Raw genomic sequence first — 24,627 nt, forward strand, 5'->3', positions numbered from 1 at the left:
CGCAGAGTCGGACAGCGACCGTGCGTACGGACTCCGGGAGGGCGAATGATGGATCTGCTCGGCGGCGAGCGGGACGGCCACGGCGAGGCGGTCCGGGTCGGCGACCGCGCGGTGTCGCGGGAGGAGTTGTTCGGCCGCGCCTCGGGCGTGGCGGCCGAGATCCGCGGCGCGGGCGTGGTCGCGGTCCACGCGACCGCGGCCCTGGAGACCGTCACCGCCGTCGTGGGCGGGCTTCTCGCCGGTGTTCCGGTGGTGCCGCTGCCGCCCGACTCGGGTCCGGCCGAACGCGACCACAGCCTCCGGGATTCGGGCGCGGAGCTGGTGCTGGCGGCGCGCGGCGCCTACGAGGCAGAGGGGCCGCCCGTCGTCCCGGTGGACGAGCTCACCGGGAACGGCACGCAGGGCACCGTCCCCGCCGACGCGACCGCCCTGATCCTCTACACCAGCGGAACGACGGGCGCGCCCAAGGGCGTGCTCGTGTCCCGGGCCGCCATCGCCGCGGGGCTGGACGCGCTGGCCGAGGCGTGGGCGTGGACGCCCGAGGACGTGGTCGTGCACGGGCTGCCGCTCTTCCACGTTCACGGCCTGGTCCTCGGGGTACTGGGCGCACTGCGGGTGGGGTCGCCGCTCGTGCACACCGGGCGCCCGCGCGCCGGCGCCTACGCGGCGGCACGTTCGCGCGGCGGGTCGCTCTACTTCGGAGTGCCCACCGTCTGGTCGCGGGTCTGCGATGATCCCGCGTCCGCCGAGGAACTGCGCGGCGCGCGTCTTCTGGTCTCGGGAAGCGCGCCCCTGCCCGTCCCCGTGTTCGAACGCCTGGAGCGGCTGACCGGCCACCGCCCGGTGGAACGCTACGGCATGACCGAAACCCTCATCACCGTGAGCGCGCGCGCCGACGGTGACAGGCGGCCGGGGTACGTGGGCACGCCGCTCACCGGCGTGGAGACGAAGCTCGTGGCCGAGGGCGGCGCACCCGGCCCCGCCGACGGAGAGACCCCCGGCGAGCTCTACGTCCGGGCGCCGATGGTCTTCAGCGGGTACCTCGACCGGCCCGAGGCGACCGCGGAGGCTCTGGGCGCGGACGGCTGGTTCCGTACGGGCGACATCGCCACGATCGGGCCCGACGGCTGGCATCGCATCGTCGGCAGGGCCTCGACCGACCTCATCAAGAGCGGCGGCTACCGCATCGGCGCCGGAGAGGTGGAGAACGCCCTGCTGGCGCACCCGGCCGTACGGGAGGCCGCGGTCGTCGGCACCCCGCACGCCGACCTGGGCGAGCAGGTGACCGCCTTCGTGGTGGCCGACGGCGTCGACGGCGAGCAGCTGGCCGCCTTCGTCGCCGAACTCCTCTCGGTCCACAAACGCCCGCGGACCGTCCATCTGGTGGAGACCCTGCCCCGCAACGCCATGGGAAAGGTGGTGAAAACCCGCCTCCGTCCATGACCTGCGGCGTCGCGGCGGGTTGGGCACCGGTGTCACGGAGCGCGACCAGTATCGTCGTGATCTGATGTCACCCACCGCACCCGGCCCGTCACCGTCGCGGGCGGCCTCTGCCTCGTTCTCAAGCCGCCGAACCCTCCGGGAGTCTCGATGACAGGGGAGTCCTCCATGACACGACTTCTGCGCAACGCCCTGCTCGCCGGCCGGGACGGCCTCTGGGACATCGAGATCGAGGGGGAGCGGTTCGGGCGCGTCGTACCGGCGGGACGGGGGTCCGGCCGGCTGTTGCTGGACGCGGACGGAGCCCTGGTCAGCCCGCCGTTCGTCGAGCCGCACGTCCACCTCGACACGACGCTGACCGCGGGCGAGCCCCGCTGGAACGCCTCGGGTTCGCTGTGGGAGGGCATCGCGGTCTGGAGCGAGCGCAAGCGGACGCTCACCCGCAAGGACGTGATCTCCCGCGCCACCGAGGTGCTGCGGTGGTACGCGGCGAACGGCGTCCTGCACGTGCGCAGCCACGTGGACGTCACCGATCCGGGCCTCGTCGCGCTGAACGCCATGCTCGAAGTGCGCGACCGGGTCAGCGACGTGCTGAACCTGCAGCTCGTGGCGTTCCCGCAGGAGGGCGTCTGCTCGTACGACAACGGGGTGGAGCTGCTGAGGGAGGCGGCGCGGTGCGGCGTGGACGCGATCGGCGCGATCCCGCACTTCGAGGACACCCGCGAGGACGGCGTCCGGTCGCTGGAGATCGCGTTCGACCTCGCGGCGCGGTACGGGCTGCTGGTCGACGTGCACTGCGACGAGATCGACGACGAGCAGTCGAGGTTCGTGGAGGTGCTGGCCACGCTCGCCCGGCGCGGCGGGTTCCGGGACAAGGCCACGGCGTCGCACACCACCGCGATGGGCTCCTACAACGGCGCCTACTCCTACAAGCTGCGGCGGATCCTCGCGCGCTCGGGCATCAACCTCGTCTGCAACCCGCTCGCCAACCTCTGCCTGCAGGGCCGGTTCGACGACCATCCCAAGCGGCGCGGCCTCACGCAGGTCAAGGAGATGCTCGGCGCGGGGGTGAACGTCGCGTTCGGCCATGACGACGTGATGGATCCGTGGTTCCCGCTGGGCACCGCGTCGCCTTTGCAGGTGGCGCTGGTCGGTATCGCCGCCGCGCAGCTCACCGGCGCCGCCGAGATCGACGAGGCGTTCGCCATGGTCACCGAACGCGCCGCCCGCGTGCTGCACCTGGGCGAGGCGTACGGCATCGAACCGGGCCGGCCCGCAGACCTGGTCGTCCTGCCCGCCTCGTCTCCCTACGACGCCGTGCGCCGCCAGACGCGGCCGAGCCATGTCATGTCGCGCGGGCGTGTCATCGCCGAGACTCCGCCCGCTCCCACCCGCCTCACCTGGCCTGGACGCGAGCCCGAGGACATCGACTTCGTCAGGCACCGCGACCGCGGGTAGCCACGCCGGTCACGCGTTGGGTCACGCGCCGGGAAGCAGGACGGGCAGAAGGCCGTGGACGAGGGTCACGGCGAGGGACTCGGGGATGTCGCCGCCGTCGACGCCCTCCCGGACGTAGTGCAGGAAGCCCTGCTGGAAGCAGGCACCCATGAGCAGGGCGGCCATCACCTGGCTGTCGGCGCCCGGTGAGACGCGGCCGATCCGCTGCTCGCCGGCCAGGTAGCCCGCCAGCCACTCGACGGCGTGGTGCGGACCCGTCTCGTACTTCTTCATGGAGTCGCGGGTCGCGACCATGAGGTTCGGCTGCGCGGCCATCGAGGCCATCATCGGGAAGGTGCGCGTGTAGAAGCGGAGCGCGCCATGGGCGATCGCCACCAGGTTCTCCTCGACGGTGGCCTCGCCCGGCCGCCGGATCCCGGCGAACGCGGGCATGCGCTCTTTCAGCACGTGGATCAGGAGCTCCTCCTTGTCGCGGAAGTGCTTGTAGAGCAGCGCCTCCGAACAGCCCGCAGCGCGCGCGATCTCCTTGGTGGTGGTGCTGGTGACCCCGCACGTCCGCATGATCTCCGCGGCCGCGTCGAGGATTCGTGCGCGTGCGCTCATCGGCCCCCGCTTGACAGGTGAGTGAATACTTACCCAGGATAGGGGTGAGTGAACGTTTACTAACCCCCCGGGCGAAGAAGGAGCGACATGAAGATCACAGTCTTCGGGGCGACCGGCGGTACGGGCGTCGAAGTGCTGAAGCGGGCGGCCGGCCTGGGCCACGAGGTGACCGCGGTAGTGCGCGACGCCGCGCGGCTGCCCGCGGATCTGCGGGAACGCGTGGACGTCGTCGAGGCCGACGTCATGGACCCCGCGTCCATCGGCGACGCCGTCAAGGGCCGCGACGCCGTCATCACCGCGATGGGCTCCCGTGATGGCCGTGCCCCGACCACCGTCTGCGCGGACAGCTCCCGCAGCATCATCGCCGCGATGGACGCCGCCGGCGGTGGGCGGCTGGTCATGGTGAGCGCCAGCGGCCTGGCCGCCGACGCAGGCGACGGCCCGTTCACCCGGTACGTGGCCAAGCCGCTGATCGTGCAGCGGCTCCTCAGGCACGCGTTCGACGACATGCTCAAGGCCGAGGCCCAGGTGCGCGCCTCGGCCCTGGACTGGACGATCGTCCGCCCGCCGCGCCTGACCGGCAAGCCCGCCAAGGGCGCCTACCGCAGCGCCGTCGACCGGAACGTGCGCGGCGGGCTCACGATCACCAGGGCCGACCTCGCCACGGCCCTGCTGGACGTGATGGGCGACCCGGCGACGACCGGCCACGTCGTCTGTGTCGCCGGCTGAGCGTCAGAAAAGATCGGGGCGGCGGTGCTCCAGGGCGGGAAGGAACGCGCGGACCTGGGCCGTGACGCCCGGATCCAGGTCGGCGACCCGGACGGCGGGGAAGGGGCCCAGATCGGCGACGACCGTGCCCATGGGGTCGATGAGCTGGCTCCGGCCCACGCCGCCGGGGGCGCCGCGCGGCGGGCGCGAGCGGTCGGGGGCCTTGTCCACGGCGACGACCCAGGTGGTGTTCTCGATCGCGCGGGCGCGCACGAGGGTCGTCCAGTGTTCCTCCTTGAAGACGCCCTGCGCCCAGGCCGCCGGGACGACCAGTACCTCCGCTCCCTGGTCGACCAGCGCGCGGGCGAGCTCGGGGAAGCGGACGTCATAGCAGGTGATCAGGCCGACCCGGGTGCCCGCCAGGTCGAGGACCACGGGCTTGTCGCCGGGCGCGACGTCGTCGGACTCCCGGTCGCCGAACGCGTCGAAGAGATGGATCTTGCGGTACGAGCCGGCGAGGCCGCCGTCGGCGTCGATGCCGACGACGGTGTTGTGGACGCGGCCCCCGGAGGCCGGTTCGAAGACGCCCGCGACGACCGCGGTGCCGTGCTCGCGCGCGGCGTCGCGGAGCGCGGTGACGAACGGGCCGTCCAGGGGCTCGGCGGCGGCCGCGAGATCGTTGCCGAAGCGCACCACGGTGGCCTCGGGCAGCACCGCCAGGTCGGCGCCGCCCGGAGTGGCCGCGGCTTCGGCGATGGCGCCGAGCGCCGTCTGGAGGTTCTCGTGGGGGTCGTCGCCGACCGAGATCTGGCACAGAGCTACGCGCATGTCCCCAAGCGTACGTAGCCCCGGGCGTACCTCCCCAGGCGCACGCACATGACAGGTGTCATGCGGGACGGGTTACAGGCGCGTACGGAACCGGTGACAGCGGCTTCTACCGGCGTCGTGGCGGCGGCGCGAGCCTTGGCGTATGCAGACCAAGCAGGCCATCCAGGTGAGCGAACTCCGGCAGCGGTACGGGGACTTCGAGGCCGTCGGCGGCATCTCGTTCGAGGTCGCGGAGGGCGAGTTGTTCGCGCTCCTCGGCACCAACGGCGCCGGCAAGACGACGACGCTGGAGACGCTCGAAGGTTTCCGCGAGGCCGGTTCCGGCACCGTGCGGGTCCTCGGGCACGACCCGTACCGCGACCGCCGCGTCGTCCGGCCGCAGCTGGGGATCATGCTTCAGGAGGCGGGGTTCTTCGCGGACCTGACCGTCGCCGAGACCGTCGGCCAGTGGCGGCGGTTCACGCCCTCGCCCCGAGGCGGTGACGAGGTCCTCGCGATGGTCGGCCTGCGCGGGAAGGCGGAGGTTCGCACCAGGCAGCTGTCCGGCGGGCAGAAGCGCCGCCTGGACCTGGCGCTGGCGCTGCTCGGGCGGCCCCGGGTGCTGTTCCTGGACGAGCCGACGACGGGCATGGACCCCGAGGCGCGGCACGCCACCTGGAAGATCGTCCAGGAGCTGGTCGCCGGCGGCACCACGGTCCTGCTCACCACGCACTACCTGGAGGAGGCCGAGCACCTCGCCGACCGGCTGGCGATCATGCATCGGGGCCGGATCGAGGTCGCCGGGACGGTGGCGGAGGTGGTGGCCGGGCAGGGCGACCGGATCACCTTCCGCGTGCCCGAGCGGGTCCAGGTCGCCGACCTGCCCGCCCTGCGCGGCGCGGTCGCCGACATCGTGATCGACGGCGGCCGGGCCGTCGCCGGCTACCGCGTCCAGGGGTTGCAGGGGGCGCTGTACGACCTGCTGCGCTGGGCCGAGGACCACCGGCTCGAACTCGACGGGCTCCAGGCCCGCAGCGCCTCCCTCGAAGACGTCTTCCTCCGCACCGCCGCGACCCCGGAAGGGACCCGATGAACGCGATGAACCCCTCGCACGTGCTCGCCGTCGCCCGGCTCGACCTGACGCTGCTGTGGCGCAACCGCACGAGCCTCTTCACCGTGATCGGCATGCCGCTGCTGTTCGGCGGGATGCTGTTCGGCTTCCGGGGCGAGGAGAGCGACGGCCGGGACATGGCGCTGTTCGCCGGGACCGGCTATCTCGCGTTCTTCCTGATCTTCGCGGTCTTCATGAACCTGGTGTCGGTGTTCACGGCCCGCCGCGAGGACCTCACGCTCAAGCGGCTGCGCAGCGGCTCGCTCTCCGACGCGGAGGTGTTCGGCGGCAGCGTCGCGGTGTCGGGTGCCATCTACCTGCTCCAGGCGTTCCTGCTCGTGGTGGTGCTCGCGACCGTCCTGGACGGGCCGTGGCCGGCGAACCCGCCGCTGATGCTGGCCGGGATGCTCGGCGGGATCGTGGTGTTCGCGCTGCTGGCGTTCGCGGTCTCGGGCCTGACCCCGAACGCCGACCTGGCGCAGCTCACCGTGGTGCCGATCATGTTCGCGTCCATGGCGGGGTCGGGCGTGATGTTCCCCCTCGACGGCCTGCCCGAGGCCGCGCGCGAGGCGGCCGGGATGTTGCCGCTCAGCCCCCTCGTCGACATCGTCCGCACGGGCTACTTCGGCGAGGACCACACCGTGGGCGCGGCCCGTTCGGACGTCGGGTTCACCGAGGCGTGGGCCGTCAGCCTCAAGCCTTTCGCGGTCTTCGCCCTCTGGACCGCGATCGGCCACTGGTCGGCCCGCCGCTGGTTCCGCTGGGAACCCCGGCACGCCTGACCAGGGCTCCGATCACTCGTGGGGCTGGATAGGGTTTCGGCAGGAAAGGACGGAAGCGGGCACATGGGCGTGGCGACGACGGCGGACCTGGAAGAACGGGCCGCCCGGGAGTTCGAGAAGTTCCGCCGCCTGACGTTCCGCATGTTCCTGCTGTCCATGACCGCGCTCATCGTGATGCCGGGCATGGCCATGGTCCAGCGGTACGACGAGGGCGCGCTCGGCGTCCCGCTGGTGGCCGCCGCCGTCGTGGGGCTCGGCGTCTTCCTGTGGTTCTACACGCGGTTGCTGAGGGACTGGCTGCACGGCCGCGTGGACGTGCGCAACATCGTGTACTGCGGCGCCGGAGCGGGCGCCCTGAGCCTCATGATGCTCTCGCACGCGATGTGGCTGATCGTCCCGATCTTCTGGGCGGCCACGGCGGCGCCGCTGCTGCGGACCCGCCGCCGGATCGCCCTGGTCATCCTCGGCACCGCCCTGTGGTGCACGCCGTTGACCCTGGCCGTCGGCGACCGGCCGCCGCGCTGGTACGCCGAGCCCGCCCACTGGTACGCGATACCGCTCGCGTTCGGGATCCTCACCGTCAGCTGCGCCGTGGTGGTCTTCCTCAACCAGTACCAGATGCGCATGTGGGACCTGCACCAGGAGGCGCACGCGTCGCGGCAGGCCCAGGCCCGGCTCGCGGTCACCGAGGAGCGCCTGCGCTTCTCCCGCGACCTGCACGACCTGCTCGGCCACAGCCTGTCCTTGATCGCGGTGAAGAGCGAGCTGGCCATGCGGATGGCCGAGTCGGACCCGGCCCGTGCCCACGCCGAGATGGCCGACGTGCGCACCGCCGCGAGGGGCGCTCTGCGCGAGGTGCGCGCCGCCGTCCGCGGCTATCGCGCGGTCGAGCTCGACGCCGAGATCTCCGGGGTGCGCGCGGTGCTGGAGGCCGCCGGCGTGCGCTGCGAGACCGGGCCGCCGCCGGATCTGCCGCCCGAGGTCCGGTCGGTCCTGGCCTGGGTGATCCGGGAGGGCGCGACGAACGTGATCAAGCACAGCGAGGCCCGGCACTGCCGCATCTCGCTCACCCTCTACGGTGAGTCCGTGGTCCTGGAGATGAGCAACGACGGGGTCCGCGGGCCGGGCGGCGACGCGGGGTCGGGCCTGACCGGGCTGGCCGAGCGGGTGCGCATCGTCGGCGGCGAGCTGACCGCGGGGCGCGACGGCCGCGACGGCTTCCTGCTGCGCGTGGTGATCCCGCTGCCCGCCGGCGACGCCGCCGAACTCGCCGAGAGCGGGAGCCCGGCGTGATCAGCATCCTCCTGGCCGACGACGAACGCCTCATCCGCGGCGCCGTGGCCGCCCTCCTCAACCTGGAGGACGATCTGGAGGTCGTCGTCGAGCTGGGCCGCGGCGACGAGGTCGTGCCCGCCGTCGCCGAGCACGACCCGGACATCGCGGTCCTGGACATCGACATGCCGGGCGCCGACGGGCTCTCGGTGGCCGAGGACCTCCAGCGTTCGGGCGCCCGGTGCGCGGTGTGCATCCTGACGAGCCTCGGCCGCCCCGGCTACCTGCGCCGCGCCATGGCCGCGGGCGTCCGCGGCTTCGTCGCCAAGGACGCCCCCACCGAGGAGCTGGCCGCCGCCATCCGCAAGGTCCACGAGGGCGGCCGCTACCTGGACGCCGAGCTCGCCGCCGCCGCGATGGCCGCGGGCGACAACCCCCTCACCGAACGCGAACGCGAGATCCTCCGCCTCATCGGCGCCGGCACCGAGACCGCCCGCATCGCCACCCTGCTCCACCTCACCGAGGGCACGGTCCGCAACTACCTGTCGAGCGCCATGGCCAAGCTCGGCGAGTCCAACCGGCTGGCCGCCGTACGCGCCGCCCGGGAGACGGGCTGGATCTGAGCGTGATCGCCGGCAGGGGCGCCGGCGGGCTCTAAGGTGGACGGCGTGGGAGATCCGCTCGTACCGCGCATGCAGGGATTCGGCACCACGATCTTCGCGGAGATGTCCGCGCTGGCCGTGGCGACGGGGTCGATCAACCTCGGCCAGGGCTTCCCGGACACCGACGGGCCGCCGAAGATGCTGGAGACGGCCGTCGAGGCCATCCGTTCCGGCGGCAATCAGTACCCGCCCGGCCCCGGCCTGCCCGAGCTGCGGGAGGCCGTCGCGGCCCAGCGGCTGGAGCGCTACGGGCTGGAGTTCGATCCGGCGACCGAGGTCTTCGTGACCGTGGGCGCCACCGAGGGCATCGCGGCGTCGGTGCTCGCCCTGACCGGGCCGGGGGACGAGGTCATCGTCTTCGAGCCCTACTACGACTCGTACGCGGCCACGATCGCGCTGGCGGGGGCGGTCCGGCGCCCGGTCACGCTGCGGCCGGTCGAGGGACGGTTCACGTTCGACCCCGACGAGCTGCGGGCCGCGGTCGGGCCGCGGACGCGGGCCGTCCTGGTCAACTCGCCGCACAACCCCGCGGGCACCGTGTTCACGCGCGAGGAGCTGGAGGTCATCGCGGGCGTCTGCCGCGAGCACGACCTGATCGCCATCACCGACGAGGTGTACGAGTACCTGACGTTCGACGACACCGAGCACATCCCGCTGGCCACCCTCGACGGCATGCGGGAACGGACCGTGTCGATCTCCTCGACCGGCAAGACGTTCTCGGTCACGGGGTGGAAGACCGGCTGGGTGACCGCGCCCGCGCCCTACATCCGCGCCGTCCAGACGGTGAAGCAGTTCGTGACCTACGCGACCGGCGGCCCGTGGCAGCGGGCGACGGCCTACGCGCTGCGCAACGAGCTGCCGTGGGTGGCGGAGCTGCGCACGTCGCTGCAGGCCAAGCGCGACCGGCTCATCACCGGTCTGGAGGCCGCCGGGTTCACGGCCTACCGCCCGCAGGGCACCTACTTCGTGCAGGCCGACATCCGGCCGCTGGGCTACACCGACGGCATGGAGCTGGCCAAGGCCCTGCCCGACAAGGCCGGGGTCGTCGCGATCCCGACGCAGGTCTTCTATGACCACGCCGAGGCGGGCGCCCCCTTCGTGCGGTTCGCGTTCTGCAAGAAGGACGAGGTCATCGACGAGGCCGTGGAACGGCTCGCGAACCTCCGCTGATCTTTTTCGGCGATCGGGATGTAAACGAGGGCGCCCCCGAGGGACTACCTCATGTCAATGATCCCGACCCCCTGGAGCGGAGGGCCTCCGTGGATGACCCGCAATCACGGTTCACGAGGCTGTACGACCAGAACTACCGGCGTGTCCTCGCGTACGCGCTCACCCATGCCGAGCCGCACACCGCCGAGGACATCGCGAGCGAGACGTTCCTGATCGCGTGGCGCAGGCTGGGCGACCTCGGAGATCCCGCGTTGCCGTGGCTGCTCGGCGTGGCCCGCAACCTGCTGCGCAAACAGCGCGGCCACGGCCACCGGCGGCGTGTGCTCGCCGAGCGGATCGCGGAGCTGACCGGCCCGGCCGACCTGGCCGTGTGGGACGTCGCCGAGCACGTCGTCGAACGTGAGACGGCCCTCGCCGCCGTCGCGGGCCTGTCCGAACGCGACCTCGAGGTGCTCTCGCTCGTCAACTGGCACGGCCTGGAGCCACGTCAGGCGGCGAAGGTCATGGGCTGTTCGAGCACCGCGTTCTTCGTCCGCCTGCACCGGGCCCGCAAGCGCCTGGCCAAGGCGCTGGAGAACGGCCCCGCCCCCGCCCCCCGCCCCGCAAGCCCCAAGGTCGCCCGGGAGGCGGCCCGATGAACTCCGGAGCGACCATGCCCTCCAAGATCGACCCCGACGAGACCTTCCAGGCCCTGCGGCCCGCCGCCCTGGACGACGACGCGCAGCGCGCCTACCACCGGCGGCGCGACAACGACCTCGCCCGCGCCATGCTCGCCGACACGATCGCGAGCGGCGCCGCGGTCCGGCCGCGCAGGCGGCGCCCCGTCCTGCTGATCGCCGGGGTCGCCGCGGCGGCCTGCGCCGCGGCCGGCGTCATCGTCGCGACCGACCAGGGCGCCCCGGCGACGCCTCCCGGGCGCGAGCAGGCCGCGCCGTACAGCGACGCGCGCAGCGTGCTCCTCGCCGCCGCCCAGGCCGCCGAGCGCGACCCGGCCAAGCCCGCCCGCTACTGGTACGACCGGCAGCGCACCACGATGCGTGTCGCGGGCTTCGTTCCCCAGATCAAGAACGAGGGCACCCCCCGCGCGCGCAAGACCAGGCTGAAGATCCCCTTCACCGCGTACGTCTCGCACACCCAGGAGGACTGGCTCGCCCGCGACAAGGGCGACGTCACCCGGGCCGTGGTCGGCATCGACCGCACGACCACCTTCGCGTCGCCCGCCGACGAGGCGAAGTGGAAGGCGATGGGCTCGCCCGAGCTCGAATCGTGGTCGGCCAAGCGGCACGTCAACGACTATCGGGAGCCGATGCACATGACGCTCGGCCAGCGACAGGTGACCTTCGCCGAGCTGGCGAAGCTGCCCACCGAGGCGGGCGCTCTGCGGGCCGAGCTCCAGCGCAGGTACAAGGTCGATGTCAACGACCCCGAGCACCCGCTGCAGGACAGTTTCACGCTGTACGTGTGGGGCATCGCGCAGGACCTCCTGGCGGGCCCGATCAAGCCGGCGACCCGGGCGGCCATGCTCAAGGTCCTGGCGGAGCAGCCGGGGCTGCGTCTCGTCGGCGGCGTCACCGACGAGAAGGGCCGCCGCGGCGTCGCGGTGGCGATGCCGGCCGGAGCGGACAGGACGCACGTCAGCGGCGGCGACCTCACCGAGTACCGGGTGATCGTCTCGCCGGAGACCGGGCGGCTCCTGTCGTACGAGGCGCGCGGCCCGGAGGGACAGCGCCCGTTCCTGACGGTGACCTACGAGGCCATGGGCTGGGTGAACGCGCTCGGCGCCCGGCCCTGACCGGCGGCGCGTCAATCGGGCCAGACTTGCCGAACGGCCGGTGCTCCTTGGGCGGATTCCGCCCATGAGCCCCGGCCGTTTCGCCGATAACGTCGGCCCGTGAACAGCCACACCGGGCTCCCGCTCGACGGCGAGCGGGTCCTGATCGCGCTCGGCGGCAACGCGATGACCGCGCCGGACGGGAGCGCCACGCCGGCCGCGCAGGCGGCGGCCGTCGCGGCGGCGATGGAGCATGTCGCCGACCTCGTCGCCGCCGGCGCGGAGGTGGCGCTGACGCACGGGAACGGGCCCCAGGTCGGCAACCTGCTCATCAAGAACCAGCTGGCCGCGTCCGTGGTGCCGCCGGTGCCGCTGGACTGGTGCGGGGCGCAGACCCAGGCGACGATCGGCGTGCTGATCATGAACGCGCTGACCCGGGCGCTGGCGGCGCGCGGGGTGTCCCGGCCCGTCGCCGCGGTCGTCACGCGCACGCTCGTGGACGCCGCCGACCGCGGCTTCACCGATCCGGGCAAGCCCGTCGGCCGCTACTTCCCGGCGGCGGAGGCGGAGCGGTTCATGGCCATGGGCCAGTCCTGGAAGCCGTTCGGCGAACGCGGCTGGCGGCGGGTCGTGGCCTCGCCCGATCCGCTGGAGATCCTGGACGCGGCGGCGGCCGAGGCGCTGCTGGCGGCGGGCCACATCGTGGTGGCGGCCGGCGGCGGGGGAGTGCCGGTCGTCCGCGCGAACGGCACGTTCCGCGGCGTGGAGGCCGTCGTCGACAAGGACCTGGCCGCCGAGCTGCTCGCCCGGCGGCTCGGCGCGGGCACTCTGGTCATCGCCACCGACGTCGAGCACGCGCTGGTGGGCTACGGCACGCCGCGCGCACGCCCGCTGCACCGCACGACCGCCGCCGAGCTGCGCGCGCTCGCCGCCGCCGGGCACTTCGCCGGTGGCAGCATGGGGCCGAAGGTGCGGGCGCTGCTGAGCTTCGTCGAGGGCGGCGGGCGGCGCGCGGCGATCACCTCGCTCGACCGGATCACCGAGGCGGTCGAGGGCAAGGCAGGGACGATCATCGAACGCGAGGAGTGACACGACGTGCCCGATCCGATCGAAGTCCGCAAGGTCCCCATCGAGAGCGTGACGGACGCGGCCGGGCTGGCGCGCCTCATCGACGACGGCGTCATCGAGGCGGACCGGGTGCTCGCGGTGGTCGGCAAGACCGAGGGCAACGGCGGCGTGAACGACTACACCCGCATCCTGGCCGACCGGGCGTTCCGCGAGGTGCTGCTCGCGAAGGGCAGCCGGAGCGAGGCGGAGGTCCGCGGCGTCCCGCTCGTCTGGTCGGGCGGCACGGACGGCGTGCTCAGCCCGCACGCGACCGTCTTCGCCACGGTCGATCCGGCCTCGGTGCCCGCCTCGGACGAACCGCGGCTGTCGGTCGGCGTGGCGATGAGCGAGATCATCCAGCCCGAGGACATCGGGCGTCCCGCGATGGTGGACACGGTCGCCGCGGGCGTCCGCGAGGCCATGAAGATCGCCGGCATCGACGACCCGGCCGACGTGCACTACGTCCAGACCAAGACGCCGCTGCTCACCCTCGACACCATCAACGACGCCAAGCGGCGCGGCCACGGCGTCGTCACCGAGGACACGCTCAAGTCGATGGACATCTCCAACTCGACCACCGCCCTCGGCGTCGCCGTCGCGCTCGGCGAGATCGAGCCGCCCGCCGCCGAGCAGATCCACCGTGACCTGTCGCTCTACTCGTCGGTGGCGTCCTGCTCGTCCGGCGTCGAGCTCGACCGCGCGCAGATCGTGGTCGTCGGCAACGTGCGCGGCATCGGCGGCCGCTACCGCGCCGGGCACGGTGTGATGGAGGACGCGCTCGACGCCGACGGCATCTGGACGGCGATCCGGTCGGCGGGCCTTGATCTGCCCGAGCGGCCGCATCCCAGCGACCTGGGCGACCGGCTCGTCAACGTCTTCATCAAGTGCGAGGCCGACCCGGGCGGCTCGGTCCGGGGCCGCCGCAACATCATGCTCGACGACTCCGACGTGCACTGGCACCGCCAGATCAAGGCGTGCGTCGGCGGCGTCGCGGCGTCGGTCACGGGCGACCCCGCGGTGTTCGTGTCGGTCGCCGCCGTCCACCAGGGTCCGTCGGGCGGCGGAACGGTCGCCGCCATCGCCGATCTCGGCTGACGGCCCCGGATGTCGGAGAGTACCGGCGTAAGCACCCTGTGCGGTCGCGGGAGGATATAGCCTCTCTGCCGTGCCCGGTAAGACCATTCCCGAACCTCAGTTCCCCTCCGACGACGGCAGCGCCGAACCCCGGCTGGCCCAGGCGCTCGCCGGCTACGCGGCCGGACGCGTCGGCGAGCACGCGGTGCTCCAGGAGCTGCACGACGCGCGCCTGCTCGTACCCGTCGTCGCCGTGCTGACCGAGGAAGAGCGGGTCGCTCCGGGCGAGCTGCGCCGCGAGAAGTCCAGCGACATGGCGCTGCCGACGCTCGTCGGCGAGGACGGCCGGCGCGGGGTGCTCGGCTTCACCTCCGCCGACACGTTGCGGGCCTGGCGGCCGGACGCCCGCCCGGTCGCGGTGCACGCGCGGCGGGCCTGCCTGGCCGCGCTCGATGAGAGCGCCCACGCGCTCGTGGTCGACGTCGCGGGCCCGGTGCCGTTCGCCGTCGAGGGGCTGCACCTGCACCTGCTGGCCGAGGGCCGTCCGGTCCCGCCGCCGCACGAGGACCCCGAGGTGCTCGGCGTGATCGAGGCCGCGTTCGGCTCCGAGCCGGGCGTCAGCGGCGTGCAGGTCGCCAAGGGCGGCGGCGCCGAGCTGGCGGTCCGCTTCGCCGTCGTGCCCGGCCACGACGAGCGGGCGACCGTGCAGCGCGTCTCCGACCGCCTCGCCGAGCTGCTGCGCGGCCGTATCGTCGGCGGCGTCGAGCTGACCGTGATGCGCGGCGGCCCGGCCCGCTAGGGTCGCTGCCTGTGGAGGCACCCCCCGTCGTCTGGTCGCTCCGGGCCGACTGGACCGAGCCGCTGCGTGCGCGGCCCGTCCGGGTCGCCCTCACCTGCGCCGCCGTGCTCGCGCTGCTGACCTGGCGCGTCGGTGTGCGCGCCGACCTGCCCGCCTTCCTCTGGCTCGGGGCGGCCGGCACGGCCCTCGGCTTCGTGGACGTGGCGATCAAACGGCTGCCCGACCCGCTCACGCTGCCCTCGTACGGCGCTGGGGCCGCGCTGCTGGGGGCCGCGGCGCCGTTCACCGAGGACGGCGGCGGCCGCTTCCCGCACGCCCTGGCCGGGCTCGCGGCCCTCTGGGCGCTGTTCGCGGTCCAGTGGCTGCTGCTGCCCGGCGCGATCGGCCTCGGCGACGTGAAGCTCGCCGGGGTGCTCGGGCTGTACCTCGGCTGGCTCGGCCTGGACGCCTGGCTCCTCGGCGTCGCCGCCACATTCGTGATCGGCGGCGTCTGCGCGGCCGGGCTGCTGGCCGCGCGGCGCGCCGGGCGCGGGTCCGAGCTCCCGTACGGGCCGTTCCTGCTGCTCGGGACCCTCCTCGCCGTCCTCGTCCACGCCTGAAAAACGGTTGGTCTGGCCTGGCCGGCGGCGGGCATGCTGAGATCATGCTCGATGACGCGCAGGTAGAGGCCTTCATCCGCGACGGCTTCGTACGGCTGGACGAGGCGTTCCCGCGAGACCTCGCCGAGGAGGGCCGGGAGATTCTCTGGAAGGACGTCGGCGCCGATCCGAACGACCGCTCCACCTGGACCGCGCCGGTCGTCCGGCTCGGCGGGTACGCCCAGGAGCCGTTCCGGCGGGCGGCCAACACGTCCCGCCTGCACTCGGCGTTCGACCAGCTCGTCGGCGCGGGACGCTGGGAGCCGCTCGGCGGCCTCGGGACCTTCCCCGTCCGGTTTCCCAGCGACGAGGACCCCGGCGACGCCGGGTGGCACGTCGAGGCCAGCTTCCCCGGGGACGACCCGTCCGACTTCATGAGCGCGCGGACGAACGTCTTCTCCAAGGGACGGACACTGCTGCTGCTCTTCCTGTTCTCCGACGTGGGACGGCACGACGCCCCCACGCGCGTCCGCGTCGGCTCGCACTTCGACGTGGCTCCGATCCTCGAACCGGCGGGCGAGGAGGGCCTGCCGTTCATGGAGCTCGCGGGCAAGGCGGTGCCCGCCAGCGAGGACCGCCCGGTCGCGTACGCGACGGGCCGGGCCGGTGACGTGTTCCTCTGCCACCCGTTCCTCGTGCACGCGGCCCAGCCGCACCGCGGCACCGAGCCGCGGTTCATGGCGCAGCCGCCGCTCCTCCCGGCGGCCGGATGGCAGTTCGAGCTGGAGCGCGCCGCGGGGGCGTACGCGCCCGTCGAGGTGGCGGTCAGGCGAGGTCTCGGGCGGTGACCGCCCGCCGGGTGGTGACCGCCGTACGCTGAGAACCCGTCGCCGTCCAGAGGACCTCCCCGTGCTGACCATGCAGGACGCCCTGATCAGGCTGACCGACTACTGGGCGGGGCACGGCTGCCTCGTCGCCCAGCCGATGAACACCGAGGTCGGCGCCGGAACCCTCAACCCGGCGACCGCGCTGCGCGTGCTCGGCCCCGAGCCCTGGCGCGTCGCCTACGTGGAGCCGAGCGTGCGCCCCGACGACGCGCGGTACGGCGACAACCCCAACCGGCTGCAGACGCACACGCAGTTCCAGGTGATCCTCAAGCCGGAGCCGGGCGACGCCCAGGAGGTCTACCTCGGCAGCCTGCGGGCGCTCGGGATCGACCTCGCCGCCCACGACGTGCGGTTCGTCGAGGACAACTGGGCGTCGCCCGCGCTCGGCGCGTGGGGCCTCGGCTGGGAGGTCTGGCTGGACGGGCTGGAGATCACGCAGTTCACCTACTTCCAGCAGTCCGGCGGGCTGACGCTCGACCCGGTCTCGGTCGAGATCACCTACGGGATGGAACGCATCATCATGGCGCTCCAGGGCGCCTCCCACTTCAAGGACATCGTGTACGCGCCCGGCATCTCCTACGGCGAGGCGTTCGGGCAGTCCGAGTACGAGATGAGCCGCTACTACCTCGACGACGCCGACATCGAGACCGGCCGGCGGCTGTTCGAGGCGTACGCCGGCGAGGCGCGGCGGATGCTGGACGCCCGGCTGCCCGTTCCCGCGCACTCCTACGTCCTCAAGTGCTCCCACGCGTTCAACGTCCTGGACTCGCGCGGCGCCATCGGCACGACCGAGCGCGCCCGCGCGTTCGCCCGCATGCGGGGCCTCGCGCACGAGGTCGCCGGACTGTGGGTCGAACGCCGCGCCGAGCTTTCCCATCCGCTCGGCGACGCCACCCGCGCGGAGCGTGACGCCACCACCGGCGCGGGGCGTTCCGCGCCGCCACAGGCGCCGGCGACCCTTCCCGAGCTCGACCGGGCGGGCACGTTCGCGCTGGAGATCGGCGTCGAGGAGCTGCCCCCGCACGAGGTCGCGCCCACGGCCGACCAGGTCACCGGCGCCCTGGTCGGCGGGCTGCGGGAGACCGGGCTCTACGGCGACGAGTCGTCGGCCGAGACGGGCGCCACACCGCGCCGGATCGTCGCCGTCGTCACCGGCCTGCGACCGCGCGAGCCCGATCGCGAACGGGTCGTCAAGGGCCCGCGGCTCTCGGCAGCCTACGACGCCGACGGCAACCCGACCAAGGCCCTCCAGGGGTTCGCCCGCGGCCAGGGCGTCGATCCCGCCGAGGTCGGCACCGTCACCGTCGGCGGCGTCGAGTACGCCGGGCTCGTCCGCACCGTCACCGGCCGCCCGGCCGCCGAGGTGCTCGCCGAGCTCGTGCCGCGCGTGGTGCGGGGACTGCGGGCCGACACGAACATGCGGTGGAACGCCCCCGGCGTCTCGTTCAGCCGCCCGGTCCGCTGGCTCGTCGCCCTGCTGGACGAGCACGTCGTCCCGGCGAGCGTCGCCGGGCTGGCCACCGGCCGGACCACCCGCGTCCACCGCACCGCCGCCGAGCCCCTGGTCTCGGTCCCGCACGCGGACGCGCTGACGGCGACGCTGCGCGCCAACGGCATCGAGCCCGCCGTCTCCCGCCGCCGCTCCCGCGTCGTCGAGGGCGCCGCGCCGCTCGCCCGTTCGGTCGGCGGCGTGATCGACTTCCCGGCCGAGCACCCGCTCCTCGAAGAGATCGTCAACCTCGTCGAGGAGCCCGCGCCGATCCTGGGCTCGTTCGACGAGTCCTTCCTGACGCTGCCGGAGGAGATCCTCACCACGGTCATGAAGAAGCACCAGCGGTACCTGCCGGTGCGTTCGTCCACGGGCCGCCTCCTGCCGCACTTCGTCACCGTCGCCAACGGGCCCTGCGACACCGAGGCGGTCTCGGCGGGCAACGCCGCCGTCCTGCGCGCCCGCTACCAGGACGCCGCGTTCTTCTTCGAGCACGACCTGCGCCGCAAGCCCGAGGAGCTGAAGACCGGCCTGGAGAAGCTGACCTTCGCCGACCGCCTCGGCTCCATGGCCGACCGCGCCGCCCGCATCCGGGCGATCGCGGGCGAGCTCGCCAGCCACGTCGACCTCGCGAACGAGGAGCTCGATGTCGTGCGGCGGGCCGGGAAGCTGGCGAAGTTCGACCTGGCCGCGTCCATGGTGATCGAACTGTCCGGCCTCGCCGGGACGATGGCGCGCGAGTACGCGCGCCGCGCGGGCGAGGACGAGGCCGTCGCCCAGGCCCTCTACGAGATGGAGCTGCCGCGCTCGGCCGGTGACGCCCTCCCCGCGGGCGTCGCCGGGTCGCTGCTCGCCGTCGCCGACCGGCTCGACCTCCTCGCCGGGCTCTTCGCGGTCGGCTCGGCGCCCACCGGCGGGTCCGACCCGTTCGGGCTGCGCCGCGCCGCCCTCGCCCTCACCGCCATCCTGCGCGGCGACCCGCGCCTGGCGGCCGTCACGGTGGACGAGGGACTGCGGATCGCCGCGCGCAACCAGCCGGTCGAGGTCGCCCCGGAGGCCCTCGCGGAGGCGACCCGGTTCGTCGCCCGCCGCCTCGAGCAGGCGCTCATCGACGAGGGCCACCCGGTCCAGGTGGTCCGGGCGGTCATGCCGCACGCGGGCTCGCCCGCCTATGCCGAACGCGCCGCCCGCGATCTCGGCGGGCTCCTCGGCGACGAACGGTTCCGGCGGCTCACCACCGCCCTCCAGAGGGTGCTGCGCATCGTCCCGGACGGCACCCTTCCCGGCTACGACCCCGGCCTCTTCGCCGAGCCGGCCGAACGGCGCCTGTACGACGCGTTCGTCCGTGTGCGGGCCGAGCTGCCGCGCTACGCCACGCTGCCGGAGTTCACCGCCGCCGTGCTGCCGCTCGCCGAACCGATCGACGCCTACTTCGACGACGTCATGGTCATGGACAGGGACCCGGCCGTCCGCGCCAACCGCCTCGGTTTCCTGGCCGATGTCCGCGACCTGGTCACGATCCTCGACTGGCCCCAGATCGCCTGAACTGTCCGAACAGTCCGCTTTCGCTTCTATTCTCTGGATCATGGAACTGGTGGCCGCCGCCTATGACGATCCGATCGCGGCGAAGCTGATCGCCGAGGTTCAGCAGGAGTACGTGCTGCGGTACGGGAGCGAGGACGAGACGCCGACGGATCCCGCCGAGTTCGCGGCGCCGCTGGGCCACTTCGTCGTCGGGCTGCTGGACGGCGACGCGGTGGCGTGCGGCGGGTGGCGTGCCCACGACTCCGCCGAGCCCGGCTTCCGCGACGGCGACGCCGAGATCAAGCGGATGTACGTGGTGAAGCGGGCGCGCGGGCGGGGATTCGCGCGGCTCCTGCTGGCCGAGCTCGAACGGTCCGCGGCCGCGGCGGGCCGCCGTCGCGCGATCCTGGAGACCGGCACCAGGCAGCCGGAGGCGATCGCGCTGTACGTGTCCTCCGGCTACGTCAGGATCCCGGGCTTCGGCTACTACCGGGACTCGCCGGTCAGCCGCTGCTACGGCAAGGACCTGCTGGAACACGAGCCCGAACGGGCCTGACCGGGGACGGCCGGAAGCCCTCCGCCCGGTTCTCATCAGCTGGACACGTATCCGGCCACCTGCGCCGAGTCACTAGGATCGACGGCATGCTGCGCTGGTTGACCGCGGGGGAGTCCCATGGCCCGGCCCTCACCGCGATCGTGGAGGGCCTCCCGGCCGGTGTGCGCGTGACCTCAGGCGACATCGCCGAGGCGCTGCGCCGCCGCCGGCTCGGGCATGGGCGGGGCGCCCGCATGAAGTTCGAGCAGGACAAGGTCACGATCCTGGGAGGGGTCCGGCACGGGCTCACCCAGGGCGGACCGGTCGCGATCGAGGTCGGCAACACCGAGTGGCCCAAGTGGGAGACGGTGATGTCGGCCGATCCGGTCGACCCCGACGTCCTGGCGGCGCAGGCGCGGAACGCCCCGCTCTCGCAGCCGCGGCCCGGCCACGCCGACCTGGTCGGCATGCAGAAGTACGGATTCGACGACGCGCGGCCGGTCCTGGAGCGGGCGAGCGCCCGGGAGACCGCGGCGCGGGTGGCTCTGGGCGAGGTCGCCAGGGCGTTCCTGCGGCAGGCGCTCGGCGCCGAGGTGCTCAGCCACGTGGTGTCGCTCGGCGAGGTGACCGTGCCCGATGACGTCGCCCTGCCCGGGCCGGACGACCTGGCGGCGGTGGACGACGACCCGGTGCGCTGCTTCGACCCCGGCACGGCCGCCGAGATGGTCGCGCACATCGACGAGCTCAAGCGGGCGGGTGACACCCTCGGCGGCGTCGTGGAGGTGCTCGTGTACGGGCTGCCGCCCGGCCTCGGCAGCCACGTGCACTGGGACCGGCGCCTGGACTCCCGGCTGGCCGGGGTCCTCATGGGCATCCAGGCGATCAAGGGCGTGGAGGTCGGCGACGGCTTCACGACCGCGCGCCGGCCGGGATCGCGCGCCCACGACGAGATCGACATGACCGACACGGGCATCCGCCGCCGGACCAACCGCGCGGGCGGCGTCGAGGGCGGCATGACCACCGGCGACGTGCTGCGCGTCCGGGCCGCGATGAAGCCGATCTCCACGGTGCCCAAGCGCCTGGACACCATCGACGTCAGGACCGGTGAGCCCGCCAAGGCCATCAACCAGCGCAGCGACGTGACCGCGGTCCCCGCGGCCGGGGTCGTGGCCGAGTCGATGGTGGCGCTCGTGCTGGCCGACGCCGTGCTGGAGAAGTTCGGCGGCGACTCGGTCGAGGAGACCGCCCGCAACGTGCAGGGTTACCTGTCCTCCCTGGAAATCAAATGACGCTGGAAGACACATGACGCGGCCCAAGGCAGTTCTCATCGGCCCTCCCGGCTCGGGCAAGTCCACCGTCGGCGCCGCCCTGGCCGAGCGACTCGGCCTCGCCCTGCGCGACACCGACGCCGACACCGAGGCCGCGGCGGGCAAGCCCATCGGCGAGATCTTCATCGACGACGGCGAGGAGCACTTCCGGGCGCTCGAACGCGCCGCCGTCCAGGCCGCGCTGGCCGAGCACGAGGGCGTGCTCGCCCTCGGCGGCGGGGCGATCCTGGCCCCCGAGACCCAGGAGCTGCTGGCCGGGCACACCGTGGTCTACCTCCAGGTCGGGCTGTCGGAGGCGGTCAAGCGGGTCGGGCTGGCCTCGGCGCGGCCGCTGCTGGTCCTCAATCCGCGCAGCCAGTTGCGCAAGCTCCTGGAGGAACGGCTGCCGATCTACGAGCGGCTCGGCACCATCGTGGTCGCCACCGACGGCCGTGAGCCCGCCGAGATCGTCGAGGAGATCGTCAAGGAACTGGAGCGGTCGTGACGGAGTCCCGGGTGCACGTCGGCGGCGCCGACCCGTACGACGTCGTCATCGGCACCGGAGTGCTCGGCGAGCTGCCGGGCCTGCTGGGCGACCGCGTGCGCACCGTCGCGGTGGTCCACGCCGAGGGCCTGCCGGAGATCGCGCGGCCCGTGTGCGGCGCCCTCGAACAGGCCGGATACACCGTGCACGCCGTGCCGGTGCCGGACGGCGAGGCGGCCAAGGAGGTCGGCGTGCTCGCCGGTCTCTGGTCGCGGTTCGCGCAGCTCGGCATGACCCGTTCCGACGCCGTCGTCGGCGTCGGCGGCGGCGCGACCACCGATCTGGCGGGCTTCGCCGCGGCGTCCTGGCTGCGCGGGGTCAAGGCCGTGCTGGTACCGACCACGCTGCTGGGCATGGTCGACGCCGCCGTCGGCGGCAAGACCGGGATCAACATCCCCGAGGGCAAGAACCTCGTCGGCGCCTTCCACCCGCCGGCCGGGGTGCTGTGCGACCTGGCCACGCTGGTCACCATGCCGCACGACGACTACATCAGCGGCCTCGCCGAGGTGATCAAGGCGGGCTTCATCGCCGACCCGGTGATCCTCGACCTGGTCGAGGCCGACCCGGAGGGCGCCGCCTCGCCCACCGGCCCGCACACCCGCGAGCTGGTCGAACGGGCCATCCAGGTGAAGGCCGACGTGGTCTCCGCCGACCTCAGGGAGAGCGGGCTCCGGGAGATCCTCAACTACGGGCACACGCTCGCGCACGCCATCGAGAAGGCCGAGGACTACAAGTTCCGGCACGGGCACGCGGTCGCCATCGGCATGGTCTACGCCGCCGAGCTGGCCCGCCTGGCGGGACGGCTGCCCAAGGACGTCGTCGACCGGCACCGCCAGGTGATCTCCTCGGTCGGCCTGCCCGTCTCGTACGGGGCGGAGGCGTGGAAGGAGCTCCGCGCCACCATGACCATCGACAAGAAGTCGCGCGGCGCCACCCTCCGCTTCGTCGTGCTCGACGGCATCGCCGCCCCCGGGCGGCTGGAGGGGCCGGACGAGGCCCTGCTCGCCGCCGCCTACCAGGAGGTCGGCCGATGACCGCGAGCGGAGCGGAGCCGATGAACGCGAGCGGAGCGAGCCTATGAACGCGAGCGGAGCGAGCCTATGAACGCGAGCGGAGCGAGCCTATGAACGCGAGCGGAGCGAGCGCGAGCGGAGCGAGCCAATGAACAGGGTCCTTGTGCTGAACGGGCCCAACCTGCGCCGCCTGGGCACCCGAGAGCCCGACGTGTACGGGGCGGCGTCGTTCGACGACCTCGTCGCGCTGTGCCGGGACGCCGCCCGCCACCTCGACCTGCACGCCGAGGTCCGGCAGACCGACGACGAGGCGGAGATGGTCCGCTGGGTGCACCAGGCCGCCGACGAACGGCTGCCGATCATCATCAACCCCGCCGCGTTCACCCACTACTCCTACGCGCTGCGCGACGCCCTCGCCCAGCGCACCGCGCCCCTGATCGAGGTGCACATCTCCAATCCCGCCGCGCGCGAGGAGTTCCGTCACACCTCCGTCGTGGCGGGTGTCGCCACCGGCACGATCGCGGGTTTCGGCCTCATGTCGTACGTCCTGGCGCTGCAGGCCGTCGCCGAGCTGATCGCGGAGAAGAAGGTCTAGACCGGCCGGACCCGGTCCCACGCCACACACGGATCGCGGCAAGTGTGTGCGCGGGCGACGTGGTTCAGGTCACATCGTGCTCCCACACTGACGGAATCCCCGTCCGTGAGGAGGCACGATTCATGAGGACCGGACAGGTGCTCCTGATCATTCTGACCGCCCTGGGCGTGGCGGCCTCACTCTCGATCGCGAGAGCGTCGGTGCCGCCGCCGACCCGGAGCACGCTCCCCGAGTACGGCATCTCGGCCACGTACGTCAGCGGGCTCTCGTCCGGCGGCTACATGGCCAACCAGCTCCACGTCGCCTATTCCAGCGTCTTCAAGGGAGCCGGCGTGTTCTCCGCCGGCCCGTACGACTGTGCCCAGAACAGCTTGAGCACCGCCCTGAACGCGTGCATGGACACCGTCCTGCCGCGCCGGACCCCCGCCCAGCTCCAGCAGCTGACCCGCGACCGCGCGGCGGCGGGAAGCGTCGACCCGGTCCAGAACCTGTCGGGGTCACGGGTGTGGCTCTTCCACGGCACCGCCGACGCGACCATCGAGACGGCCGTCAACGACGACCTCGCCACCTACTACCGTGGCCTCGGCGCGAACGTCGCCTACGACAAGACGTCCCCGGCCGGGCACGCCTGGGTGAGCCCGATCGGCCCGAACGCCTGCGGCTCCACGGCGTCGCCCTACGTCAACAAGTGCGGAAACACCGATCCGGTGAAGGAGATGCTGGCCCACCTGTGGGGTTCCGTGGCACCGGCTAGCAATTCGCCGCTGACCGGGAAGCTCATTCAGTTCGACCAGCGGTCCTACGTCCCAGGTGGGAATCCCGCCTCGGTCAGCATGGGCAATGAGGGCTTCGCCTACGTTCCCAAGGCGTGTGAGGGCGGTCCCTGCAAGCTCATGGTGACCCTGCACGGCTGCTACCAGCACTACGGGCTGGTCGGCAACGCCCTCATGGACAAGGGCTACCTGAACGAGTACGCCGACACCAACAACATGATCGTGCTCTACCCGCAGGCCGCGACCATGACCGGGAACCCGCGTGGCTGCTGGGACTGGTGGGGCTACCAGTCGGCCGCCTACCCCCTCAAGAACGGCCCGCAGATGGCTTCGATCGCCGCCATGGTCAAGGCCCTGGGCGGAACGGGAGGCGGAACCGACCCCAGCCCCACGCCGACACCGACCAGCCCCACGCCGACGCCCACGCCCACGCCCACGCCCACGCCTGAGTGCATCACCGCGAGCAACTACAGCCACACGACAGCCGGACGCGCGTACGCCCGAATGGGCCAGACGTACGCCGTGGGTTCCAACCAGCCGCTCGGCTTGTGGAACACGTTCACCAGAAGCACCCTCAAGCAGACCTCGCCGGGCCACTGGGTCACGTGCTGACCGGGC

General features: G+C 72.9%; 24 protein-coding genes. 22 read left to right on the plus strand and 2 right to left on the minus strand.

The features are described 5' to 3' along the window. Window positions 1-45: 45 nt before the first annotated feature. Window positions 46-1,443: an acyl-CoA synthetase gene (locus ABD333_RS04800; RefSeq protein WP_344538006.1), complete on the plus strand. Its 1,398-nt coding sequence runs from the start codon at window positions 46-48 to the stop codon at window positions 1,441-1,443. A 165-nt stretch (window positions 1,444-1,608) separates the two neighbouring features. After that, window positions 1,609-2,898 (plus strand): cytosine deaminase, encoded by a 1,290-nt coding sequence (codA, locus tag ABD333_RS04805; RefSeq protein ID WP_344538008.1) that lies wholly within the window; start codon window positions 1,609-1,611, stop codon window positions 2,896-2,898. A gap of 21 nt (window positions 2,899-2,919) precedes the next feature. Here the strand turns inward: codA and ABD333_RS04810 are convergent, their stop codons facing one another. Beyond that, the gene (locus tag ABD333_RS04810; protein WP_344538009.1) at window positions 2,920-3,501 is read right to left on the minus strand and encodes a TetR/AcrR family transcriptional regulator; all 582 of its coding nucleotides are present in this window, start codon (window positions 3,499-3,501) and stop codon (window positions 2,920-2,922) included. A gap of 87 nt (window positions 3,502-3,588) precedes the next feature. On the opposite strand from ABD333_RS04810, the gene ABD333_RS04815 reads away from it, so the two are divergent. Then, window positions 3,589-4,230, plus strand: coding sequence for an NAD(P)-dependent oxidoreductase (locus ABD333_RS04815; protein ID WP_344538011.1), 642 nt, complete (start codon window positions 3,589-3,591; stop codon window positions 4,228-4,230). 3 nt (window positions 4,231-4,233) lie between these two features. Here ABD333_RS04815 and ABD333_RS04820 read toward each other — a convergent pair whose 3' ends face one another. Next, window positions 4,234-5,037, minus strand: coding sequence for a carbon-nitrogen hydrolase family protein (locus ABD333_RS04820; protein WP_344538013.1), 804 nt, complete (start codon window positions 5,035-5,037; stop codon window positions 4,234-4,236). A gap of 142 nt (window positions 5,038-5,179) precedes the next feature. On the opposite strand from ABD333_RS04820, the gene ABD333_RS04825 reads away from it, so the two are divergent. From ABD333_RS04825 to ABD333_RS04915, 19 genes are all read left to right on the plus strand, one after another. Continuing rightward, the gene (locus tag ABD333_RS04825) at window positions 5,180-6,109 is read left to right on the plus strand and encodes an ABC transporter ATP-binding protein (RefSeq protein ID WP_344538014.1); all 930 of its coding nucleotides are present in this window, start codon (window positions 5,180-5,182) and stop codon (window positions 6,107-6,109) included. Beyond that, window positions 6,106-6,909 (plus strand): ABC transporter permease, encoded by an 804-nt coding sequence (locus ABD333_RS04830; protein WP_344538016.1) that lies wholly within the window; start codon window positions 6,106-6,108, stop codon window positions 6,907-6,909. Before ABD333_RS04825 ends, ABD333_RS04830 begins: the two co-directional genes overlap by 4 nt. Window positions 6,910-6,972: 63 nt before the next feature. Next, complete coding sequence (locus ABD333_RS04835) at window positions 6,973-8,202, plus strand: sensor histidine kinase (protein WP_344538017.1); 1,230 nt, start codon at window positions 6,973-6,975, stop codon at window positions 8,200-8,202. Beyond that, window positions 8,199-8,804: a response regulator gene (locus ABD333_RS04840; protein WP_344538019.1), complete on the plus strand. Its 606-nt coding sequence runs from the start codon at window positions 8,199-8,201 to the stop codon at window positions 8,802-8,804. The genes ABD333_RS04835 and ABD333_RS04840 overlap by 4 nt, the downstream gene beginning before the upstream one ends. 45 nt (window positions 8,805-8,849) lie before the next feature. After that, window positions 8,850-10,013 carry a pyridoxal phosphate-dependent aminotransferase gene (locus ABD333_RS04845; RefSeq protein ID WP_344538021.1) on the plus strand — a complete coding sequence of 388 codons (1,164 nt, stop codon included), beginning with the start codon at window positions 8,850-8,852 and terminating at the stop codon, window positions 10,011-10,013. An 89-nt stretch (window positions 10,014-10,102) separates the two neighbouring features. Beyond that, a complete protein-coding gene (locus tag ABD333_RS04850) occupies window positions 10,103-10,651 on the plus strand; it encodes an RNA polymerase sigma factor (RefSeq protein WP_344538022.1) in 549 nt (182 codons plus the stop codon). Next, window positions 10,648-11,805 carry a CU044_5270 family protein gene (locus ABD333_RS04855; RefSeq protein ID WP_344538023.1) on the plus strand — a complete coding sequence of 386 codons (1,158 nt, stop codon included), beginning with the start codon at window positions 10,648-10,650 and terminating at the stop codon, window positions 11,803-11,805. The genes ABD333_RS04850 and ABD333_RS04855 overlap by 4 nt, the downstream gene beginning before the upstream one ends. Before the next feature lie 99 nt (window positions 11,806-11,904). Further along, on the plus strand, window positions 11,905-12,873 hold the full coding sequence (locus ABD333_RS04860) for a carbamate kinase (protein ID WP_344538025.1): 969 nt from the start codon (window positions 11,905-11,907) through the stop codon (window positions 12,871-12,873). Between the two features lie 6 nt (window positions 12,874-12,879). Beyond that, a complete protein-coding gene (gene bar, locus ABD333_RS04865; RefSeq protein WP_344538026.1) occupies window positions 12,880-13,986 on the plus strand; it encodes a barbiturase in 1,107 nt (368 codons plus the stop codon). 70 nt (window positions 13,987-14,056) lie between these two features. Continuing rightward, entirely contained in the window at window positions 14,057-14,764 is a 708-nt protein-coding gene (locus tag ABD333_RS04870) for an SseB family protein (RefSeq protein ID WP_344538028.1), read from the plus strand. Between the two features lie 11 nt (window positions 14,765-14,775). Continuing rightward, entirely contained in the window at window positions 14,776-15,363 is a 588-nt protein-coding gene (locus ABD333_RS04875; RefSeq protein ID WP_344538029.1) for a prepilin peptidase, read from the plus strand. Window positions 15,364-15,407: 44 nt separating this feature from the next. After that, window positions 15,408-16,190 carry a phytanoyl-CoA dioxygenase family protein gene (locus ABD333_RS04880; protein ID WP_344538031.1) on the plus strand — a complete coding sequence of 261 codons (783 nt, stop codon included), beginning with the start codon at window positions 15,408-15,410 and terminating at the stop codon, window positions 16,188-16,190. A gap of 70 nt (window positions 16,191-16,260) precedes the next feature. Further along, window positions 16,261-19,263 carry a glycine--tRNA ligase gene (locus ABD333_RS04885; RefSeq protein ID WP_344538850.1) on the plus strand — a complete coding sequence of 1,001 codons (3,003 nt, stop codon included), beginning with the start codon at window positions 16,261-16,263 and terminating at the stop codon, window positions 19,261-19,263. Between the two features lie 40 nt (window positions 19,264-19,303). Then, complete coding sequence (locus ABD333_RS04890) at window positions 19,304-19,798, plus strand: GNAT family N-acetyltransferase (protein ID WP_344538033.1); 495 nt, start codon at window positions 19,304-19,306, stop codon at window positions 19,796-19,798. An 86-nt stretch (window positions 19,799-19,884) separates the two neighbouring features. Then, on the plus strand, window positions 19,885-21,066 hold the full coding sequence (gene aroC / locus ABD333_RS04895) for a chorismate synthase (RefSeq protein ID WP_344538035.1): 1,182 nt from the start codon (window positions 19,885-19,887) through the stop codon (window positions 21,064-21,066). Between the two features lie 13 nt (window positions 21,067-21,079). Further along, window positions 21,080-21,589, plus strand: coding sequence for a shikimate kinase (locus ABD333_RS04900; RefSeq protein ID WP_344538036.1), 510 nt, complete (start codon window positions 21,080-21,082; stop codon window positions 21,587-21,589). After that, window positions 21,586-22,662, plus strand: coding sequence for a 3-dehydroquinate synthase (gene aroB, locus ABD333_RS04905; RefSeq protein ID WP_344538037.1), 1,077 nt, complete (start codon window positions 21,586-21,588; stop codon window positions 22,660-22,662). Before ABD333_RS04900 ends, aroB begins: the two co-directional genes overlap by 4 nt. 127 nt (window positions 22,663-22,789) lie before the next feature. Beyond that, on the plus strand, window positions 22,790-23,236 hold the full coding sequence (aroQ, locus tag ABD333_RS04910; protein ID WP_344538039.1) for a type II 3-dehydroquinate dehydratase: 447 nt from the start codon (window positions 22,790-22,792) through the stop codon (window positions 23,234-23,236). Between the two features lie 122 nt (window positions 23,237-23,358). Then, window positions 23,359-24,621, plus strand: a complete 1,263-nt coding sequence (locus ABD333_RS04915) for an extracellular catalytic domain type 2 short-chain-length polyhydroxyalkanoate depolymerase (protein ID WP_344538041.1) — start codon at window positions 23,359-23,361, stop codon at window positions 24,619-24,621. Window positions 24,622-24,627 lie beyond the last annotated feature (6 nt).

The sequence above is a fragment of the Actinomadura fulvescens genome (assembly GCF_039533225.1).
Lineage (GTDB): Bacteria > Actinomycetota > Actinomycetes > Streptosporangiales > Streptosporangiaceae > Spirillospora > Spirillospora fulvescens.

Bases quoted from the DNA above. Each gene is read 5' to 3' on its own strand.
- ABD333_RS04800 (WP_344538006.1), top strand. From the start codon at position 46: ATGATGGATCTGCTCGGCGGCGAGCGGGACGGCCACGGCGAGGCGGTC.
- codA (WP_344538008.1), top strand. From the start codon at position 1,609: ATGACACGACTTCTGCGCAACGCCCTGCTCGCCGGCCGGGACGGCCTC.
- ABD333_RS04810 (WP_344538009.1), bottom strand. From the start codon at position 3,501: ATGAGCGCACGCGCACGAATCCTCGACGCGGCCGCGGAGATCATGCGG.
- ABD333_RS04815 (WP_344538011.1), top strand. From the start codon at position 3,589: ATGAAGATCACAGTCTTCGGGGCGACCGGCGGTACGGGCGTCGAAGTG.
- ABD333_RS04820 (WP_344538013.1), bottom strand. From the start codon at position 5,037: ATGCGCGTAGCTCTGTGCCAGATCTCGGTCGGCGACGACCCCCACGAG.
- ABD333_RS04825 (WP_344538014.1), top strand. From the start codon at position 5,180: ATGCAGACCAAGCAGGCCATCCAGGTGAGCGAACTCCGGCAGCGGTAC.
- ABD333_RS04830 (WP_344538016.1), top strand. From the start codon at position 6,106: ATGAACGCGATGAACCCCTCGCACGTGCTCGCCGTCGCCCGGCTCGAC.
- ABD333_RS04835 (WP_344538017.1), top strand. From the start codon at position 6,973: ATGGGCGTGGCGACGACGGCGGACCTGGAAGAACGGGCCGCCCGGGAG.
- ABD333_RS04855 (WP_344538023.1), top strand. From the start codon at position 10,648: ATGAACTCCGGAGCGACCATGCCCTCCAAGATCGACCCCGACGAGACC.
- ABD333_RS04880 (WP_344538031.1), top strand. From the start codon at position 15,408: ATGCTCGATGACGCGCAGGTAGAGGCCTTCATCCGCGACGGCTTCGTA.
- ABD333_RS04885 (WP_344538850.1), top strand. From the start codon at position 16,261: ATGCAGGACGCCCTGATCAGGCTGACCGACTACTGGGCGGGGCACGGC.
- ABD333_RS04890 (WP_344538033.1), top strand. From the start codon at position 19,304: ATGGAACTGGTGGCCGCCGCCTATGACGATCCGATCGCGGCGAAGCTG.
- aroC (WP_344538035.1), top strand. From the start codon at position 19,885: ATGCTGCGCTGGTTGACCGCGGGGGAGTCCCATGGCCCGGCCCTCACC.
- ABD333_RS04900 (WP_344538036.1), top strand. From the start codon at position 21,080: ATGACGCGGCCCAAGGCAGTTCTCATCGGCCCTCCCGGCTCGGGCAAG.
- aroQ (WP_344538039.1), top strand. From the start codon at position 22,790: ATGAACAGGGTCCTTGTGCTGAACGGGCCCAACCTGCGCCGCCTGGGC.
- ABD333_RS04915 (WP_344538041.1), top strand. From the start codon at position 23,359: ATGAGGACCGGACAGGTGCTCCTGATCATTCTGACCGCCCTGGGCGTG.